General features: G+C 39.4%; 18 protein-coding genes. 11 read left to right on the top strand and 7 right to left on the bottom strand.

Annotation, left to right across the window (positions count from 1 at the left end):
* Positions 1 to 2: 2 nt before the first annotated feature.
* From smc to TLET_RS10735, 11 genes are read left to right on the top strand one after another with little or no spacing between them, the layout of a single operon-like run.
* Positions 3 to 3,530, top strand: coding sequence for a chromosome segregation protein SMC (gene smc, locus TLET_RS10240; RefSeq protein WP_012004021.1), 3,528 nt, complete (start codon positions 3 to 5; stop codon positions 3,528 to 3,530).
* A 5-nt stretch (positions 3,531 to 3,535) separates the two neighbouring features.
* On the top strand, positions 3,536 to 4,066 hold the full coding sequence (locus TLET_RS10245) for an NUDIX hydrolase (RefSeq protein ID WP_012004022.1): 531 nt from the start codon (positions 3,536 to 3,538) through the stop codon (positions 4,064 to 4,066).
* 1 nt (position 4,067) lies between these two features.
* Positions 4,068 to 4,646, top strand: coding sequence for a hypothetical protein (locus tag TLET_RS10250; RefSeq protein ID WP_012004023.1), 579 nt, complete (start codon positions 4,068 to 4,070; stop codon positions 4,644 to 4,646).
* Positions 4,643 to 5,047, top strand: a complete 405-nt coding sequence (gene fliS, locus TLET_RS10255; protein ID WP_012004024.1) for a flagellar export chaperone FliS — start codon at positions 4,643 to 4,645, stop codon at positions 5,045 to 5,047. Before TLET_RS10250 ends, fliS begins: the two co-directional genes overlap by 4 nt.
* Before the next feature lie 18 nt (positions 5,048 to 5,065).
* On the top strand, positions 5,066 to 5,911 hold the full coding sequence (locus TLET_RS10260) for a GNAT family N-acetyltransferase (RefSeq protein WP_012004025.1): 846 nt from the start codon (positions 5,066 to 5,068) through the stop codon (positions 5,909 to 5,911).
* A gap of 12 nt (positions 5,912 to 5,923) precedes the next feature.
* Complete coding sequence (locus tag TLET_RS10265) at positions 5,924 to 6,898, top strand: 2-hydroxyacid dehydrogenase (RefSeq protein ID WP_012004026.1); 975 nt, start codon at positions 5,924 to 5,926, stop codon at positions 6,896 to 6,898.
* Between the two features lie 3 nt (positions 6,899 to 6,901).
* On the top strand, positions 6,902 to 7,600 hold the full coding sequence (locus tag TLET_RS10270; protein WP_012004027.1) for a queuosine precursor transporter: 699 nt from the start codon (positions 6,902 to 6,904) through the stop codon (positions 7,598 to 7,600).
* Positions 7,581 to 7,985: a hypothetical protein gene (locus tag TLET_RS10275; protein ID WP_012004028.1), complete on the top strand. Its 405-nt coding sequence runs from the start codon at positions 7,581 to 7,583 to the stop codon at positions 7,983 to 7,985. Before TLET_RS10270 ends, TLET_RS10275 begins: the two co-directional genes overlap by 20 nt.
* On the top strand, positions 7,972 to 9,627 hold the full coding sequence (locus TLET_RS10280; protein ID WP_012004029.1) for a penicillin-binding transpeptidase domain-containing protein: 1,656 nt from the start codon (positions 7,972 to 7,974) through the stop codon (positions 9,625 to 9,627). Before TLET_RS10275 ends, TLET_RS10280 begins: the two co-directional genes overlap by 14 nt.
* On the top strand, positions 9,606 to 11,405 hold the full coding sequence (locus TLET_RS10285; protein WP_012004030.1) for a TIGR03960 family B12-binding radical SAM protein: 1,800 nt from the start codon (positions 9,606 to 9,608) through the stop codon (positions 11,403 to 11,405). Before TLET_RS10280 ends, TLET_RS10285 begins: the two co-directional genes overlap by 22 nt.
* Before the next feature lie 2 nt (positions 11,406 to 11,407).
* Positions 11,408 to 12,022, top strand: coding sequence for a CPBP family intramembrane glutamic endopeptidase (locus TLET_RS10735; RefSeq protein WP_012004031.1), 615 nt, complete (start codon positions 11,408 to 11,410; stop codon positions 12,020 to 12,022).
* On the opposite strand, the gene TLET_RS10825 is transcribed toward TLET_RS10735, so the two are convergent.
* From TLET_RS10825 to TLET_RS10320, 7 genes are all read right to left on the bottom strand, one after another.
* Complete coding sequence (locus TLET_RS10825; protein ID WP_012004032.1) at positions 11,954 to 12,313, bottom strand: hypothetical protein; 360 nt, start codon at positions 12,311 to 12,313, stop codon at positions 11,954 to 11,956. The two genes, TLET_RS10735 and TLET_RS10825, sit on opposite strands and share 69 nt — an antisense overlap.
* Complete coding sequence (locus TLET_RS10295) at positions 12,310 to 12,744, bottom strand: hypothetical protein (protein WP_012004033.1); 435 nt, start codon at positions 12,742 to 12,744, stop codon at positions 12,310 to 12,312. The genes TLET_RS10825 and TLET_RS10295 overlap by 4 nt, the downstream gene beginning before the upstream one ends.
* Positions 12,719 to 13,888 (bottom strand): ABC transporter ATP-binding protein, encoded by a 1,170-nt coding sequence (locus TLET_RS10300; RefSeq protein ID WP_012004034.1) that lies wholly within the window; start codon positions 13,886 to 13,888, stop codon positions 12,719 to 12,721. Before TLET_RS10300 ends, TLET_RS10295 begins: the two co-directional genes overlap by 26 nt.
* The gene (locus TLET_RS10305) at positions 13,878 to 14,882 is read right to left on the bottom strand and encodes an ABC transporter ATP-binding protein (RefSeq protein WP_038051452.1); all 1,005 of its coding nucleotides are present in this window, start codon (positions 14,880 to 14,882) and stop codon (positions 13,878 to 13,880) included. The genes TLET_RS10300 and TLET_RS10305 overlap by 11 nt, the downstream gene beginning before the upstream one ends.
* Positions 14,882 to 15,865: an ABC transporter permease gene (locus TLET_RS10310; protein ID WP_012004036.1), complete on the bottom strand. Its 984-nt coding sequence runs from the start codon at positions 15,863 to 15,865 to the stop codon at positions 14,882 to 14,884. The genes TLET_RS10305 and TLET_RS10310 overlap by 1 nt, the downstream gene beginning before the upstream one ends.
* Positions 15,866 to 15,873: 8 nt before the next feature.
* The gene (locus tag TLET_RS10315) at positions 15,874 to 17,025 is read right to left on the bottom strand and encodes an ABC transporter permease (protein WP_012004037.1); all 1,152 of its coding nucleotides are present in this window, start codon (positions 17,023 to 17,025) and stop codon (positions 15,874 to 15,876) included.
* Positions 17,026 to 17,106: 81 nt separating this feature from the next.
* Positions 17,107 to 18,939, bottom strand: coding sequence for an ABC transporter substrate-binding protein (locus tag TLET_RS10320; RefSeq protein ID WP_012004038.1), 1,833 nt, complete (start codon positions 18,937 to 18,939; stop codon positions 17,107 to 17,109).
* Between the last annotated feature and the right edge of the window lie 9 nt (positions 18,940 to 18,948).

Here is an 18,948-nt window from a genome sequence, read left to right on the forward strand (position 1 = left end):
GCTTGAAGCTTGTCAGTATGGCACTTAGTGGTTTCAAATCCTTTGCCCGACCTACAAAGTTATTTTTTGCTGATGGAATAACAGCGATAATAGGACCAAATGGTGGTGGAAAATCAAACATAGTTGATGCCATAAGATGGGTGTTTGGTGAGCAGTCTATGAAACAACTCAGAGCAGAGGAAAAGTACGATGTTATTTTCGCAGGTTCCAGCAAAATACCTGCTGCAACAAGTGCATATGTTGAATTGTCCTTTGAGAACGAAGATGAAAAACTTGTGGTTTCAAGACTGCTGACATCTGATGGAAAAAATCAATATATGCTTAATGGTGAAGTTGTTCGCCTGAAAGATATCCATGAGAAATTTATGGGGACAGGCATAGGCAAGGAATTCTATTCCATAGCCGGGCAAGGACAGATAGAAAGGATAGTAAACGCTTCACCAGAAGAACTCAGATTATTGCTCGAAGAAGCAGCTGGTACAGCCTTCTACAGGGAAAGAAAAAAAGAATCCCTTGCGCGACTTGAAATTGTCAATAACAATTTAGCGCGCGTTCAGGATATATTGTACGAACTGGACAGACAGAGAAAATCCCTTTATTTGAAAGCAAAAAGAGCAGAGCGCTATCGAGAATACAGCTCACGTTTGGAAAACGTAAAAAAGCTTTATTACGGGAATATTCTCAAAAAAGAGATAAAGAGATTAAACCACCTGAGTAACCAACAAGAAGAAACCACCGAAAAGATAAAGAATCTACAGAAAGAACTTGTAGGCGTGGAAACAAACTGGTCTGCTCTAAAACAGGAATTCGCCAACGTTGATAGAGAGATAGAAAACTTTACAAATTTGCTCGAGGATTATAAAAAGCGTCAGACGACTTTGATTGAGTTGAGAGAAATGTACACCAAGAGATTAAATGAAAGAGAAAACAAGTTCGTCGAGATGACTACAAGACTTGATTCAATAAACGAGCAAATTGAATCTATTGAAAAAAGAAGCGAAGAATTAAATCTTATTTTCAAAGCTCTGATGGAAGAAATAAATACAAAAGAGAAGATGTTGCAGGACGTCGAAGAAAGACGTAACCAGCTGATCTCAAGGTATTCAGAAAAGGAAAAAGAACTACTCTCATTGAAGGAAAAAAGCGATTTAATACAAAAAAAGAAATTGTCTCTGGAAAATGAACTTTCAAGAATCGAAGATGCTTTAGAAGATATTTCAAAAAGAATTTCGATGGTTGATACACAACTCAATTTGAAATCACAAAGGCTCTATGGACTTCAACAGGAACTTGGAGCGCTCCTGGAGAAAATGAAAAACGCCGGCGACAAGGAATCCCAGCTTGCACAGGAACTTCAGTTGATCAGAGAGAGATTGAAGGAGCTCTCAAGCGAAAAGAGGGCCACTGCTGACCAGCTCGACAATGTAAGACGCATGCTGAGATCTCTGGATGAAGAGGAATCAAGGATCAAATACCGAATTCAAACCTACGAAGGATACACAAGGTCTGTAAGGGCAATATTCGCCAAAAAAGCCGAGGCACCATTTGATGGTATTTACGATGTGGTTGGAAATCTGATAAATTTTCCACCAGATTATACAAAAGCCATAGAGGTGCTTCTTGGAGGGGCTGTCCAGCATGTAGTGGTGGATAACGCAGAGACGGCAAAAAAAGTGATAGAATGGCTCAGTTCCGAGAAAATAGGCCGGGCAACTTTTTTACCTCTTGATCTAATAGAGTCCCATTTCAGTGGAATGAGAGACATAGAACGTCATCCAGGATTTGTTGGATATGCTGCGCAGGTGGTTAGAGTTAATGAAAAATTCAGTGCTTTGCCTGGATACCTTTTTGGGAACGATATAATAGTAAAAAACCTTGAAGACGCGGTGGATATCAAAAAACGTTATAGAGTTAGATGTCGTATAGCAACGCTGAAAGGAGAAATAATAGGTCAACATGGATCTATAACAGGCGGAGAGGTAGAATTAGAAAGATCAGACTCACTCGTTAAGAGAAAGATCAGACTTTCAGAAATAGCAAACCAGAGACGTGAGCTTTCTTCGCTGGAAAAATTGCACGAGCAAAAAATTAATCAGATAGAAGAAGAAACCAGATCACTTTTGAATCAGGAAAGAGTAGTGGAGAGAGAACTGACAAATGCCATTGCTGAAGGCAGCTCAACAAGAAGAATGGTTGAAGAATTGAATAAAACTGTCGAAGAACTGAACAAAGAGATAGAGTCAATGGACCAGCTTCGCAGGAATTATGCCATAAAATCCGAAGGAATGAGAAGCCGAAGAGAACAGATTATTTCTGAATTAAGCGATTTATCTAACCAGATTGGAATATACGAAGAAGAGTTAAAAAAATTCGATGAACAACTATCTCACGAAAGAAATATCCTTGAGGAGATTTCGACGCAATTCTCAGAATTGAAGGCAGAACTTACGAATTTGCTGGAAAGAAGAGTTCATTATGAATCAGAGCTGAGAAAGCTGAAAGATGAAAAGCAAAAGTTAAGTGAAGAATCTACCCAGCTGAATTCACAAATAAAGGAAATTGAGGGGGAAATAGACCGATTAAAGCAGATATTGCTTGATAATCAGAGAGAAATAGAGACAATCAAGAAAGAAACAGAAAACCTTTTTGAAACTATGAAAATGCAGAGGAGCGACAAAGATCAGAAATTTAATAAACTTAACGAACTGGAGAAAAAAATGCAGCAGATGAAAGAAGACAGAGAAAAATTAAGAGATTATTTGCATCATTTAGAATTATCGATTCAGGAGAGTCAGGCAAAAATAGATCAGCTGATAAATGAAGTGGATAGAGAAACCGCTATGAATACCGAGGAACTGTCAGGAGATGTGCTCGAATCACTGAAAAATGAGCTTGAAGATCTTCAAAACAAAATAAAATATCTCGGGCCGGTTGACGTAACAGCAATAGATGAATTTAATCAGGTGGAGCAGAAGTTCAACGATTTAACTATGCAAAAAAAAGATCTCCAGGATGCGCAGGAGAAGATAATTAATCTTGTAAAGCGTACAGACGAGGAAGCACGTAACAAATTGCTCGATATCTATGAACAAGTCAACACGAAGTTTAATTATTTTATATCCCTTCTTTTCAGCGGGGGAGAGGGAGAGATAAAACTTGAACCAGGTAAAGATATACTCGAAGCAGGTGTGGAAATATCTGTGCGCAAACCTGGAAAAAGGATACAGAAGTTACAACTACTCTCAGGCGGTGAGAAAGCCCTCGTTGGAATAGCCTTGCTGTTTTCCTTGCTTGAAGTCAAACCAAGTCCATTCTATGTTCTGGATGAGATAGATGCTCCACTTGATGAATTCAATGCCGAAAGATTCAAAAGACTTCTTGAGGATGGATCGAAGAAAGCGCAGTTCTTAATAATCACGCATAATAAAGTAGTTATGGAATGTGCCGATCTGTTACAGGGAATAACAATGATAGATGGCGTCTCAAATGTTCTGCCCGTTGAAGTTGAAAACATGGCTGTCAGGGAGTGAAGAAGTTGTCGGAAAAGTTGTTGAGCAGACAGGAAATTTTTAGAGGGAAGATACTCACTCTTTGTGTTGATGAAGTTCTGCTGGAAAACAATAAAAAATCAGTGCGAGAAGTGGTTTATCACCCTGGTGCTGTTGCAATATTACCAATTTTGAATGATGGATGCATAATTCTCGTCAAACAGTTCAGATACCCTATAGGTAGAGAACTCTTAGAAGTTCCTGCTGGAAAACTGGATCGTAACGAAGACCCATTAAGCTGTGCTAAACGAGAATTAGAAGAAGAAACTGGTTATAAATCTGAATCGCTTGAGTATTTCGGAAGCATATATACAACCCCGGGATTTTCGAACGAGCAAATACATCTGTATGTTGCAACAAATTTGACAAAAGGACATCAAAATCCGGATGAAGACGAGTTGCTATACATTTCTGTGGTTCATCAAGAAAAAGCTATCTCGATGTGCTTTAACGGCGAAATCGTTGACGCAAAAACAATCGCCCTCATTATGTTAGCGCACAAAAAAGGAGTGATTTAATATGGTAAAAGTCACCGTGGACGGAAAAGAGTCTGTTTTCAATGTTTCAGATTTTGAAAATTTTGGAAAACTTTACGATGAATTATCACCGAAGGGCAAGGTTCTCAAACATCTGATTATCAACAATGTTGAGATTCCTGCTCAGAAAGTCTCAGAATTGAGAAATTCAACTTTAGAAGAAGATACAAATATAATTATGGAATTTGTTACTCCCTCAGAATACCTTGTGGAAATTCTTCCTGGAGTCATAGACTATGTGAAAACAGCTGTAAAACTCTTACCGAACGTCGCCGAATCTTTAAGATATGGTCAAACGAAATCTTTTAAAGACATAGAAAGTCTTTCAGATAGCATATCTGCCCTTGACAGCCTCAGACAGAGTATTCGCAAAATAACTGTAGTACCAGAGCCAGACACAACAGATGTGTTATCAAGATTAAGAAATTTTTTGAAATGTCTTGAAAAGCAAGACAAAGAAGATATTGCCAACGCTGTTGAAAATGATTTGCCAATCGTGTTAAAGTTTTACCAAGAATTTTTTCAAAAAACCCTTGAGAAACTTCGGGAGGAAGGAACATGAAAGATTCTTATATAGAAAATTCTGTAAAAACAGCCAGCCCGGCAAAGCTCGTTGAAATGCTTTACGAAAAAGGAATAGAGGTTCTCAAAGATGCAAAGGGATTTTTCAAAGAAAATAATTTTATCGCAGCAAATGAAAAAATTAAGAGAGCTCAAGATATAATAACTGAACTGAACATATCTCTGGATATGGAAAAAGGTGGCGAGATCGCAAAATCGCTCAGATCCCTGTACAATTATATGTATAGAACATTGATAGAATCAAATTTAAAAAAAGATATTCAGAAACTCGACGAAGTGATTTACTATTTTGAGCAGCTTCTGGACGTATGGAAGACTGCGATGAAATCTACAACAGTCAAACCAAATGAAAACGATCATCACCTGAATATCTCCATATAGGTTAGAGGTGGTGGAATAATGGAATCTGTCAAGTTGTTGACAGAGTTTTCGATTGTCAAATTTCTCAGCCTCGTTAACGAGGTTTTTAGCGATTACCCTGTGCCGGTTAACTGGGATACATTCAGTTTTAACCTCGATGCACGTGAAAATTCTATCTCCATGGAGAATTCATTTATATTTTTAAAAGATGACGAACCAGCTGGCTTTATAGTATGTTGTGTCAGAAAGGATAAGGGAAGAATAGATTCCATGGGTGTGATAAAAAGCGAAAGAGGAAGCGGACTCGCTTACAGAATGCTTGAACATGCACTCGAAGCTTTGCGCTGGAAAAAAGTCAGAACCGTAACGCTCGAAGTACTTGAAAGTGAGCTGAGAGCTGTCAGATTTTATGAGAAAAACGGATTCAGAATTTCGCGAAAACTCTTCACAATGATAAAAGAAATTCAGCACCCCACGACAAATGTAAACTTTCTAAAAGTAGATCCAAGATGGATCCATCAAGCTTCTGTAGAAGCCATGATATCTCTTCAACGCAATCCAAACTGGCAACGTGAACCTGCAACACTTCTGCTTGCTGGCAACAGGTACAAAACAGCAAGAACGACATTAATGAGAACCGTTGGTTATGTAGTATGGGGTTCAACAGAAAAAAGCGTATTTATAGTGGATTGTGCCCCATTGAAGCAACCAGAGATTTATGATCGTCTGCTCAATGAAGCAGTCAATTTCGTCTGTGCAACTGAAGGGAAAAACATATGCACAATTGCAAATGTACCAGAAAACGACCCGATGTTTTCAGCAGCAACAAACAACGAATTCAAAAAAGTTTTAACTCAACTTGAGATGACATTACATCTCTATTGAGAGGTGAACTAAGTGTTAGTGTTGTTTTTAAACAAAACAAACAAACACTGGGTAGAGAGAATAGAAGAATTTAGACTTAAATTTCCAGAAATTGCTTTCGAAGGCTATTTTTCTTCACCTGACGCACGCTCTTTGATAAAAGAAGCAAATATAGTGATTGCAGCAAGGCTAACTGAAGAAGAAATCCTTTCAGCAAAAAACTTGCAGGTGATAATTGTACCCATGGCAGGTGTCAATGCACTCAATTGGGAGGCAATAAATAAAAGGGGAATAATGGTAAGCAACTGTCATGAAAATGCACCTGCAGTTGCAGAAAGAGCCATGGCTCTGGCTCTTTCACTGCTTGGAAGGATAGTTGAATTCGACCAGGATTTAAGATATGGCGTGTGGCATGGCTATTCCGTCGGTTCACCGGAGCAGGATTACTGGACTTCTCTTAGAAACAAAACTGTATGCATAGTTGGTATGGGACATATCGGAAAAGAAATTTCAAAGCTCCTGCATCCTTTTAATTGCAAAATAATATCGGTTAGAAAATCCGCACCTTTTGAGCATTCCTGCGTGACATCCAATATTGATTGGGCTATTGAACAGAGCGATTTGATTTTTATAACAGTTCCGTTGACCAGGGAAACCAGAAATCTTCTCAATCGCGAAAGGCTGTACAAAATGAAGGGAAAATACCTTGTAAATATATCAAGAGGCGAAGTGATTGACGAAAAAGCACTTTTTGAAGTTCTCAAAGAAAATATTCTTGCCGGCGCAGCTATTGATACATGGTATCAATATCCAAAATCACCAGACGAAATTGTGCTGCCAAGCAGATATCCACTGAATACACTTAAAAATGTCATATTTTCACCGCACGTCGGTGGATATACTATCGACGGAGTAACTGGCTTGATGAATGAAACACTTTTCATACTGGAGGAATATCTGAAAAGAGGAAAACTAATAAATCAGGTTGATCCAGGAAAGGAGTATTGAAAAATGCTCAGCAATGAAATAATATGGTTTGCAGAAATAGCAATCGTCCTTGGAAGCTCAATATTAGCTTTCAGGATATTCGGTAAATATGGATTGTACACAGTTGTGGTCACAACAACTATTGTATGCAATCTCCAGGTAGTGAAACTTGTCGAACTTTTCGGCTTAACCGCCACACTTGGTAACGTTGTGTACGGTGCAAGCTTTTTTGCAACAGATCTTTTAAGCGAATTATATGGAAAAAAGGAAGCGCAGAAGGCTGTTTGGCTTGGGTTTACCTCTCTTCTCTTGACCACCATCTGGATGCAGATTAGCCTTTGGTACAGAGCATCTGCAGCTGATTTAGCAGATCCACATCTCAAATCAATATTCACTCTAATGCCGAGAATAGCTATTGGGAGCTTATCTGCATATCTTGTCTCCCAGCATCACGATGTGTGGGCTTACCACATGTGGAAAAAATTGACAAAAAACAGGCATCTCTGGCTCAGAAACAACCTCTCAACTATGGTGTCCCAGGCTATCGATACACTAGTTTTTTGCATCATAGCATTTCTTGGCATATATAACGCAAAAACTTTCACAAGCATTGTTTTTACAACATATGTACTGAAATGGCTTGTGGCTGTTTGTGACACTCCATTTATTTATTTGGCTGTGAGAATAAGCAAGGTGAAAAGCAGTGAGCAAGAACTTTGCTGAAAAATACCTGATCTATATTGTCTCAATCCTTGTTTTGGCCTTCGATGGTGCATATTTTGACGTATTTCCTCTGATAATCCCTTACATGGCTTTGGAATATCTCAAATTTAGCAAAATTGCTGATTCTTTAAGAGTCCTGGTGATTTTAACAATTCACTCTTCTTTGTGCTTTCAGAGAATAAATTTCATCTATGTATTAATTTTCGCAACTTACATATCTTTTATAATTATAAGAGAATATTTTCTCAAGCCGTTTCTACCATTTCTCATATACATCTTTTCTATTGGTTTGCTAACAATAGTAGCTGATTCCTGCTGGATAACGAGCCTGATTTTAACAACTTCGTCACTGTTCTTATGGAGGAACAAACTTGAAAAGGCTTAAAGTGATTGTTTATCTAATGGCGACCATTCCGTTTTTGATATTGCTGGCAAGGGCATTTGTGTTGCAAATTTTGCAACGCGAGTCACATCGCGAATATGTAGATTCTTTGAAGGTATATGTACGACAAATAGAAGCACCGCGCGGTAAAATTCTAACCAATGATGGATCACCAATTGCATGGGATGAAGAAGTACTGGTGGCACGTTCAACTGGACTAATGGACCCCAGCTCAGTGGAAGAAGTCGTTGGCCCAGAAAGAAAATTAAAACTCCTGCTTGGTGAAGAAATCATCGTAACAGAAGCTGAAGCAATAAAACTTCAAAAAACAGGTGTTCTTATATCCAGAAAATATATCAGAAAATACAGCAACCTTGCACCTCACGTTGTCGGATATATAGACATAGACAGAAAAGGAATGTCCGGTGTAGAAAAAGAATATGACTCCTACCTCAGAGGAACAAACGGTTACGAACTGATAAGTATCTCGCCTTCTGGTAAAACATTTGGGAGATTTTTACAGGCAGCTCCTATAGCCGGTAACAATTTGATACTGACAATAGATTCAAAAATACAAGATTACGTTCAAAAACTTTTAAAAGAATCAAATTACACCGGTACCATAATTGTCCAGGCTTCTGATGGTTCAATACTTGCTATGGCTTCAAATCCGGACTTTGACCCAAATTTGTTTGTAAACTCTATGGATCGAAGACAATGGAATGAAATTTCAAACAATCCACAAAGCCCACTTTTAAACAGAGCGATATCTGCAACATATCCACCCGGGTCTGTTATAAAACCACTGTATGCCATCGCCTACCTTGAAGAGGGTCTTGATTTAACTAAAACTGTAAATTGCAAGGGATACTTTGAGTTTGTTGGAAATTCTGGAAATGTTCTGGGAACTTACAGAGATTGGTATGTATCTGGCCATGGCGAAACTGATTTAAAAAAAGCTTTGAGGGTCTCATGCAATGTTTTCTTTTACAATCTGGCTCTGGAACTCGGTATAGAGAAAATGAAGCAATTTGCAAATTTGTTCATGCTGGACCAGTTAACCGGGGTGGATCTACCTGGAGAGCGCACCGGTTTGTTTCCAGATCCATCCTGGAAATCCAGAGTGTATAATCAACCCTGGTATCCCGGAGATACAATTCTGTGCGGAATAGGGCAGAGTTTTATAAATCTTACTCCAATTGAAGTGCTGAATTTTTTCAACGCAATAGCGAATGATGGTACATGTTACCAGCCTCATGTACTTCAACTCATTTCCAATCAACAGGGAGAAAAGATTGTCAGATATGAAAAAAACGCCTCATATAAAGTTCCTCTAAAAGACACAACGATAGACTTCTTAAAAGATTCTTTAAAAGAAGTAGTTGAATCAAATGGCAATCATTCCGAAGAAGGAACAGCTTACCAAGCCTTTAAAGGGCTAAATATTGACGTGGCAGGCAAAACAGGCACAGCAGAAACCGGTAAGCAGGGAGAAAAATCCCATTCATGGTTTGTAGGGTTCTCACCAGTGAAAAATCCCGAGATAATAGTACTCGTTATGCTTGAAAAAGCTGGCGGCGGAGGAGAAGCAGCAGCCCCACTGGCAAGGAAGGTGTTCGAGTTTTGGATGAACAATCGAAAATAATGAGATTTTTGAATGATTTTCTAAATGAAGTTGAGAAACCATCCAGGTACATAGGTGGTGAGCTAAATCAGATATTAAAAAACCCAGAAGATGTTAAGTTAAGAATTGGTTTGCTTTTTCCAGACGTTTACGAAATCGGAATGTCAAACCTTGGTTTACTCATAATATATTACGTTCTGAACAGCATTCACGATGTCTGGGCAGAGAGGGCTTTTCTTCCCTGGATTGACATGATAAACTTGATGCGCACAAAAAATATAGAACTGTTCACACATGAATCAAAGACGCCATTGCGAAATCTTGATATGATAGGTATCTCGCTTCAATATGAGCTGTCATATACAAATGTGTTGTGGGCACTTAATCTGTCAAAGATACCGATTATTGCTGAAGAACGCAGAGAAAATGACCCGATCATCGTAGCTGGCGGGCCTTGTACAGTAAACCCTGAGGTTATCGCGCCTGTCTTTGACGCAATAGTGATAGGTGACGGCGAAGAAGTAGCAGTCGAGATTGCATATAGACTAATAGAAACAAAAAATCTCCCCAGGCAAGAAAAACTCAGATCACTCTCAAAGATTAAAGGCGTTTACGTGCCAATATTCTATGTAGATTCCACACCACCTTTTCCTTCAGATAAAGATATTCCAGAAAAAATATCTCGAAGAACGATTCCTGATCTGAACAAATCTGTTCTTCCACCAAACAGAATTATTCCACATGCCCAGATCGTCCACGACAGAATCGTTGTAGAAGCAATGAGAGGCTGTACGAGAGGATGTAGATTTTGTCAGGCCGGAATGATATATAGACCAGTCAGAGAAAAATTTTCCGAAACGATGTTGAAAGAATCTTTCTCTGCTCTGTTATGCACAGGATACGAAGAACTTGCTCTATTATCACTCTCAACAGCTGATCACAGCAATATCGAAGCAATACTCAGTAAATTAAAAGAACTCCTCAAAGATTCCTGCACCTCAATTTCAATGCCTTCAACCAGGCTTGACGCTTTCGCGCTTGCAATGGCTAACGTTATGAGCAATGTCAGGCGAGCTGGCCTGACATTTGCTCCTGAAGCCGGGACGCAAAGGTTGAGAAATGTGATAAACAAAAATATATCCGAAGAAGATTACGTGAAAACTCTCGAAACAGCCAGAAAATCCGGCTGGAACAGAATAAAACTATATTTCATGATAGGTCTCCCAACAGAAACAGATAAAGATTTATCAGGAATAATTGAGATGGCAAACATAGCCCGAAAAATCGGATTTAAAAAAATAAATATCTCAATCTCGAATTTCATACCAAAACCACATACCCCATTCCAATTTTCCGAGCAAAAACCCGTTTCTTATATAAAACATGCCCAGAGGATATTAATACAGGCAAGAAAATTTGCAAACATTAGCTTTCACGATCCGGAAATGAGTTTAATCGAAGGTTTGATTTCCAGAGGAGATAGGAGTGTTTTTAAAACACTAATAAATGCTTTCAAAAATGGCGCAATTTTTGACGACTGGGACAACATGTTTAACCTCGACCACTGGCAAAAAGCAATTGAAAGCTCAAAAATTGATCCAAATGAATACCTCAGACCAAGAAAATTCGACGAGAGCCTTCCATGGGATCACATCGATACAGGTATCAGAAAACAGTTTCTAATAGAAGAATATCAGAAAGCTCTCAGCGGCTTACCAACACAAGATTGCAGATGGAGCAGTTGTTCGAATTGCGGTGTGTGCAACAAATATTTGAAAAATCTGCTGGAGGATAGATAAACTTGAATTTTTTCCATATTTTGCTTGTTCTGGCAGGCATTATATTAATTCAAAAACTGTCAGGATTGTTTCCTCTGAACAGAATAGTAGTGATGTCGTTTTTTCAGATTTCATATTCACTCGTTGTTTTTGCTATTTTGAGAGTTTCCTACACCTTTCAGATCAACTTGAAGGGTTTTCTGAGTTTTTTCATTATTTTTACAATAATGATCCTGCTCGGTAATCTTCTAAAAGCAAGTCAGATGAGAATTTACAAAAAGATATCACTTCAGGAATTTTTAACACTGGGCATCGTTCTTCCGTTCTCGGAAGAATTAATATTCAGAGGCGTGATCCTATTTCTTGTGCCCAATAGCTTGGTCAACGCAACTATTTTTTCTCTTGTTCATGGTGTAAACATATTTTCGAAAATCGAATCATTTTCTATATTCAACTTTGTCTACAGATTTATCGTGGGATACATCTTTGCAAATTCCGTTCTCAAAACCCAAAGCTTATTTTCTGCGGTTGTATGTCATATAATCAACAACCTTGTTGGCTTGCTGATTTTATCGAGATCTGAACATATACCCAAAAAAAGCACAGATACTGCTGAGCGTAAAAACAGTGAGAAGTGATATTGATATCATCCGCAGTGTGATTATCTGAACCAATCCTTCTACAGATTCTCTAATGTAATAACTCATTAAGAAATAACTGATGATACCTGATACAATAAAAGAAGTAACAACAACAAAAAGCGTCCTGGAGAAAGACTCGATTGAATTTCCAACAAACCAAGAAATAATGGCTACGAAAACCCACATCAGCGCAGATGGAAAAGGAGAAAACTTTCCAAGTACAAGTTCAAATATCACGGCATGATATAGGAAAGTCATAACAATTATGAAAAACAAGACTTTCTTCATTTTATGTTCACCTCTATGGGAATAGCCAGGCTCATCGACAGCCACAACCACCTGATCTTAACATTGGAATATCCAACAACATTCCATTCTGACGAAATCAATACGTCTTTTGACTGTGTTTCAAATGAAGCTTGCATTTTTCCATTCAAAGAATTTGCTATAAGTTGAAGTGTATTACCTCTCTTATCATAAAAATATATTTGATAATCAAGAGGCATGACCTTAAAGCGATCTGGAGGTATTATATTCACCTCTCCGCGAATAAGATTTTGAGAAAAGACAATGTTGCAGTTAACAGTTGTCTCTGAAAGTTTTTTGACATAACCTCTGTATACAAAAACCCCGGCAGCGTAATTAAACGCTACCAGGATTAGAGATATCCACAGAAATAACTTTTTTCTTATACTACCTTGCCTCCCCACTGACGACATAACAAGCCACCTTATGTTTTGGCGCAACTTCTGTTAAAGGAGGATGATTATTTTTCTCACAATATTCAACAGCGTAAGGACATCTGTCGAAAAACCTGCAGCGTTTCGGCGGGTTTATTGGTTTTGGCACACTTCCTTTTATGTTTGGCTCTCCTCTTTTCTGTTCTGGATCTGGTATAGGAACCGCGGTTAGCAGTGCTTTCGTATACGGATGAAGAGGGTTTTGCAGTACTTCTTCCGTTGGGCCAGTCTCAACTATTTTTCCAAGATACATAACTGCTATATCGTTACTCATATATCTTGCCACTGCAAGATCATGTGTTATGTAGAGATAACTCATGTTGTGCTCTTCGGCAAGTTTCATCATTAATTTCATAACACCTGTTCGAATAGAAACATCAAGCATTGAAGTCGGTTCGTCGGCCACAACAAAAGTTGGATTAAGTATTAGTGCCCTTGCAATTGCAACCCTTTGCCTCTGACCGCCCGAAAGTTCGTGTGGAAATCTAAACATAAAAGTTTCCGGAGGAGTCAATCCAACATCAGCAAGCATAGCAGCTACTCTGTCTTCCCGTTCTTTTAGATTGCCTATTTCGTGAATATTCAACGGCTCTGATACTATATCAAAAATAGTCAACCTTGGATTCAAAGACTCATATGGGTCCTGAAAGATCATCTGAACTCTTTTACGCAACTGCCAGATTCTCTCCCGACGATTTTCAACAAACTCTGAAACAAACTTTGCTCCGTTTTTGCCAAGTGAAAGAAATCTGTCAGCGTAGATCTTGTCAAGTCCGTTTATCTTTCTAAGTTCATCGTCATTCATCTGCGAGAATCTGTTTACATATGTTTTCTCAATATAATGCTTCGCTTTATTTTCATTTTCAAAAAGCAGCGGAGTTACATCTTCCTGTTCCACAACAACTCTTCCATCTGTCGGTTCTTCCAGACCAACAAGCACTTTCCCGGTTGTTGTCTTTCCACACCCACTTTCTCCCACCAGCGCGAGCGATTCACCTTTCTTAATCTCTATGGAAATATCATCAACAGCATGAACAAAATATCTAACCTTACCGAAAATTCTTCTTTCAGCAGGAAAGTATTTTCTCAGGCTTTCTATTTTCAAAACAGTTTCATTCTGCATAGAATTGCACCACCTCTCCAGGCTGAACAGGGTGATGGCATGCCACAAAATGCCCTTTCTCAATTTCAACATATAGCGGCTCTTCATTCTCGCACTTCTTATCAGCTTTGGGGCATCTTGGAGCAAACCTGCACCCCTTGGGGGGGTTGAGCAAATTTGGCGGTTCTCCGGGTATCGTAACAAGATCTGTTTTTTCGCCGACAGTACTTGGAAACGCGTGCATCAGACCATACGTGTATGGATGCATGGGCCTTTTGAATATCGTAACTGAATCGGCAAGTTCTGCAAATTTTCCAGCGTACATAACCGCTATTTTATCGCTAACTTCTGCAATAACAGCTATATCGTGAGAAATGTAAATCATTGCCATATTAAGTTTCTTTTGAATAATACGTATTTCTTTCAAGATTCTATCCTGAACAATCACATCCAATGCAGTGGTAGGTTCGTCAGCAATGATCACCCTTGGGTCACATGAAAGTGCCATAGCAATTACAGCACGCTGTTTCATACCACCACTGTATTGGTGAGGGTACTGATCCATTCTTGACGGATCTAAACCCACAAGTTCGAAAAGCTGGGCAACTTTTTCTCTTGCTTTATCCACTGGTACTTCAGGATAATGGTTCTGTATTGCCTCAACTATCTGATCTCCTACTCTGTAAACTGGGTTAAGAGAATTCATAGCCGCCTGAAAAATCATAGATACACCACGCCATCTATATTTTCTCATTTCAGACTCAGGAAGTGAAACCAGATCAACTGGACCATTACCCATATCAAAAAGAACCTTTCCAGCTTTAAACTCGGCATTGTCTGGAAGAAGCCTCAGCACAGTCATCGATATTGATGTCTTTCCACAACCTGATTCACCTACTATTCCCAAACTTTCTCCAGCGTCAAGATCAAAGTTTATACCATCGACAGCCTTCACATAACCCATTTTTGTTTTGTAATACATCTTCAAGTCTTTCACAGAAAGTAGCAACTTCATCACCTCTTTCTGAGTCTTGGGTTAACTATTTCTTCCAAACCTCTACCAAGGAAATAAAAAGCTGAACAAAGCAAAGTTATACAGGCGCCGGCCGGGACCCATAGCCACCAGAAAGTTCCTATGCTTGCACCCATCAGATAACCTGACGATTCAGCCATTTGAATTATTACTCCCCAGCTCATTCTTATATTGGCAAGCCCTAAAAATGACAGAGTAGCTTCTGTAAAAATGGCCCCCGTGACATTCAACATCATATACAGAAATGACAGCGGAAGAATATTGGGGATAATGTGCTTGAAAATTATATAAGCATCGCTTGCGCCGGCAGATTTCGCGGCCTCTATGAACGGTCTGACTTTGACCGTAAGTGCCTGAGCCTTGAGAACCAGTGTTATCGAGCCAAATCCAGATAGCAGGCCTATAATAACAGCCAGTCTGAAAAGTGTTAAATCGATAAAGGCACTCAAAACCATCAATAAAGCCAAACTTGGAAAAAGCATTACAATGTCAGCAAGCCTCATAAAGAAAGTATCTATAACCCCGCCATAATAAGCAGAACTTGCTCCGATTATCGTACCTATAACAACCGTTATCAGTGCTGCTGTTATACCAAGAACAAACTCACGTGGGGTACTGTACATAACCATCGACAATATATCTCTACCAAGTGGATCCGTACCAAGTGGGTGTCTTAAAGATGGTGGTGACGGATGACTGATTACTTCTGGGTCGAACCCGACAATCGGGTCGTAAGGTAGGAAAGTCTGATAACCATATGGGTCATCTTTCCAGAAAATATTTTTCATCACAACTGGATAAAGAGGATAGATCAAACCAAAAATCGCAAAAAAGATTATCACACCAAGCCCAAAAACTGCAAGTTTCCTTTCTTTAAACAGTTCCCAGTTGGTTTTGAACGATCTCAACCACAACTTGAAACGTATCTTCCACAATGGTTCCTTTATCACTGCTTCAACCATCATATCACTCCTCAGTACCTGATTCTCGGATCTAAGAAGGCATACAATATGTCGGCCACAAGATGCGCAACCAAAACAAAAACGCCCGTAAAGACAAGACAACCAATCAGCAGTGGACTGTCCTGCTGGTTAAGTGCTTCAAGGTAAAGCCTTCCTAATCCAGGCCACGAGAACATCGTTTCTGTGATTATTCCTCCGCCTATGGTGAACCCAAGACTTATCACAAAGTTAGTTACAAGCGGCAAAAGTGCGTTCCTCGCTGCGTGTTTATCTCTCACTACCTTATCTGGCAGCCCCTTCGCTTTTGCTGTAGTTATATAGTCCTCTCTTATAACATCAAGCATGGTATCACGCATGACAAGCATACTACCGGCAAATGTGTAAAGAGTCAAAGTAATAACTGGCAAAACCATATGCTTTATAATATCCCAGGCATAAGTACCCTTGCCTGAGGAAATCCATATCAAAATTGAAATCAGAACAGCGCCTGCTAAGGATGTATAGAGTAAAGTTTTCTTGGCGGGTATCGTCTTGAGTCTTTGAGAAATTATCGCCGCAATTAAAAATACAACCAGGAAAATAAATGCATTCAACATTAATTTTAAGAAAACATCCTGTGCTGAAAACGGGACATCTCTCCATAAATTCGGTTCAATAAACTGATTCAAAGGCAGTATTCCCAGGATAACCCCAAAGAGCCATATATTGAATATAGCCAGAAGGGGAAGAAATATTGTCCAAAAGATAATTCCAGTAAAGGTCGTTACCTTGTCAGCAATCTTGCCTCTGCTCCACGCTGCCTTTTTTCCCAGATTATATCCAAGTGCGTAAGAGACCAGTGTTGCTGTCACAAAAAGGAAAACAGTTCTTGGCAATCTTTCCATTATAAGTGTGGTGACTTTTCTGGGAAAGTAGGAAAAAGAAACTCCAAGATCCAGTACCAGGAAATTTTTCATGTAATACAGATATCTTGTAAAAACAGGCTTATCAAAACCAAACTGTCTTTTGAGGTTTTCTCTTATTTCAGGAGTGATCTTCGGATTCATCAAATATTTATCGAGGAAACTACCAGGTAGAGCCTCCATTAACCAGAAAACAATTGTTACATAAATAAACAGGAGTATAACTATCTGCACTATTCTTTTGCTCAGAAATCTGACCACTTTCTACCTCCTCCTCAGCTGTCAAAATCCAACCGCCCCATCGGGGGGCGGTTGGTAAATAAGGTAAGCCAAAGTTTTCTATCACTCAGCAGCTTTGACCAAAGTAGGTGTGCCGTATACATACTGCAAACCAGAAAGTGTCTTCTCATATGGGAAAACAACTTGATCTGACCTGTAAGCCTCTGTTACTGGCGTATCAAACAGAACAAGATATGGAAGGTCTTCTGCCAGGATTTCTTGAAGTTTGAAGGAAAGTTCTCTTGCCTTGTTTATATCAGAAGCCGCAAGGAATTCATCAGCAAGTTTGTCAAATTCTGGATTGTTGTAACCCGCAGCATTGAAATCTCCCACACCAGAGCGTCTGCTGTGGAAGAAATCTGCAACATGATCTGGATAGTAGCTAAGACTCCAACCAAGCATGTAAATATCAAAATTAAATGGTTCGTCAAAAACTCTCTGAACAATCAGGTTGAAATCAACCAAATTAGCCTTAATTGGAATACCAATCTCATTTGCCCATCTTTCAATGTAAAGTGCCATAGTGGCTCTCATAGGATCATAACCAGCACCCGGGGCAAGAAGTTCAATCTGCTCAATTCTCTGCCCGTCTGGTCCAATCAAGCCTCTACCCTGTCTGACAACATTGTTACCTTCTATCTTTGGTTCAACTACCCATCTGAAACCTGCTTTTTTCAACAGATCAATCGCGAGTTTCCTTCTATCGCCGGAGCTCAGACCATATCCTGGAGACAGTTTTTCAACATTCGGATTGTACCAGAAGGTATTTCCAGAAGGAACAACGCCATACTGTGGAAATGCCTGTCCACCAAGAACTCTCGAAGTGAGGAATTCACGATCTACCAGAGCAGCTATTGCCTGTCTGAATTCTTTTATGTTCATTGGAAATCTTCTCATGTTGAAGCACATATACCTGAATCCATTGACACTATTCTTTATGATCTTTACATTTGCTATCTTTGCAAGCTGATCTTCTTCACCTTTTTGCAAACCGAGCGAATTGAATATGAAGCTTACATCTCCGTTTATTAAAGCCGTAATAGCTGCCGACCTGTTTAGATACATTCTGTAAACGATATTCTCAACATATGGACCAGTCACGAGCTCAAGTTCTTTCTCGCCAGCAGCCTCTCCATAACCCGTCCATACAAAACCTGTATTTGGATTCTCAATTTTCACTGCTCCATTTTTGTAGAGGGTTAGAACACTTCCTTTATCATAGTAGTCATCTCTTGCCTCAATTTCTATAAATGCTCCTTTTTCCCATCTCTTGAAAGCAAATGCACCAAGGATTGGCTCATCAGATGTGTCGTAGTTGTAAATTGTCTGAAGAGGATTTCCAGTTTTGAAAGCCTCTTCGATCTTCGGTTCCCAATACTTTTTCTGCAGAATTGGTACCATCAGCGCACCAAAGTTTGCTTTTGCAAGGCTTGGCTGAGTGAAATAAGCTTTAACTGTGAAATCATCAACTTTTTCTGCCTTCACGAAATAATCCTTGTCAATATAACTCGCCCAGTTTCCACCTAGACCGTAATCAGTTATCAGCTTTCTCACTGTGTTCAAAGTCCAGACCACATCATCTGCGGTAAACTGAGTTCCATCAGACCACACAGCATCTGTTCTAAGTTTTACAGTATAAACCCACAAATCTCCCTCTTGGACAATTTCTGGCAGGTCTGCTGCGAGACTCGGTACCCAGTCAAATCTGACATCAGAATAGGAGTAAAGACCAGGATATCTTGGTGACAGCACATACCCTGTCCAGACAGTTGCGTTCGGTCCAAGATAATCCCATATGTTCAAAGATATGGGCTCCTGCAAAAACGCCCAGTTAACAGTTTGTGCGAAAGCGAAAGCCGCGACAACAAGTAGCATCAAAGCAAGGAATTTCTTCATTCCCACTAC

It is taken from the genome of Pseudothermotoga lettingae TMO (assembly GCF_000017865.1).
Lineage (GTDB): Bacteria > Thermotogota > Thermotogae > Thermotogales > DSM-5069 > Pseudothermotoga_B > Pseudothermotoga_B elfii.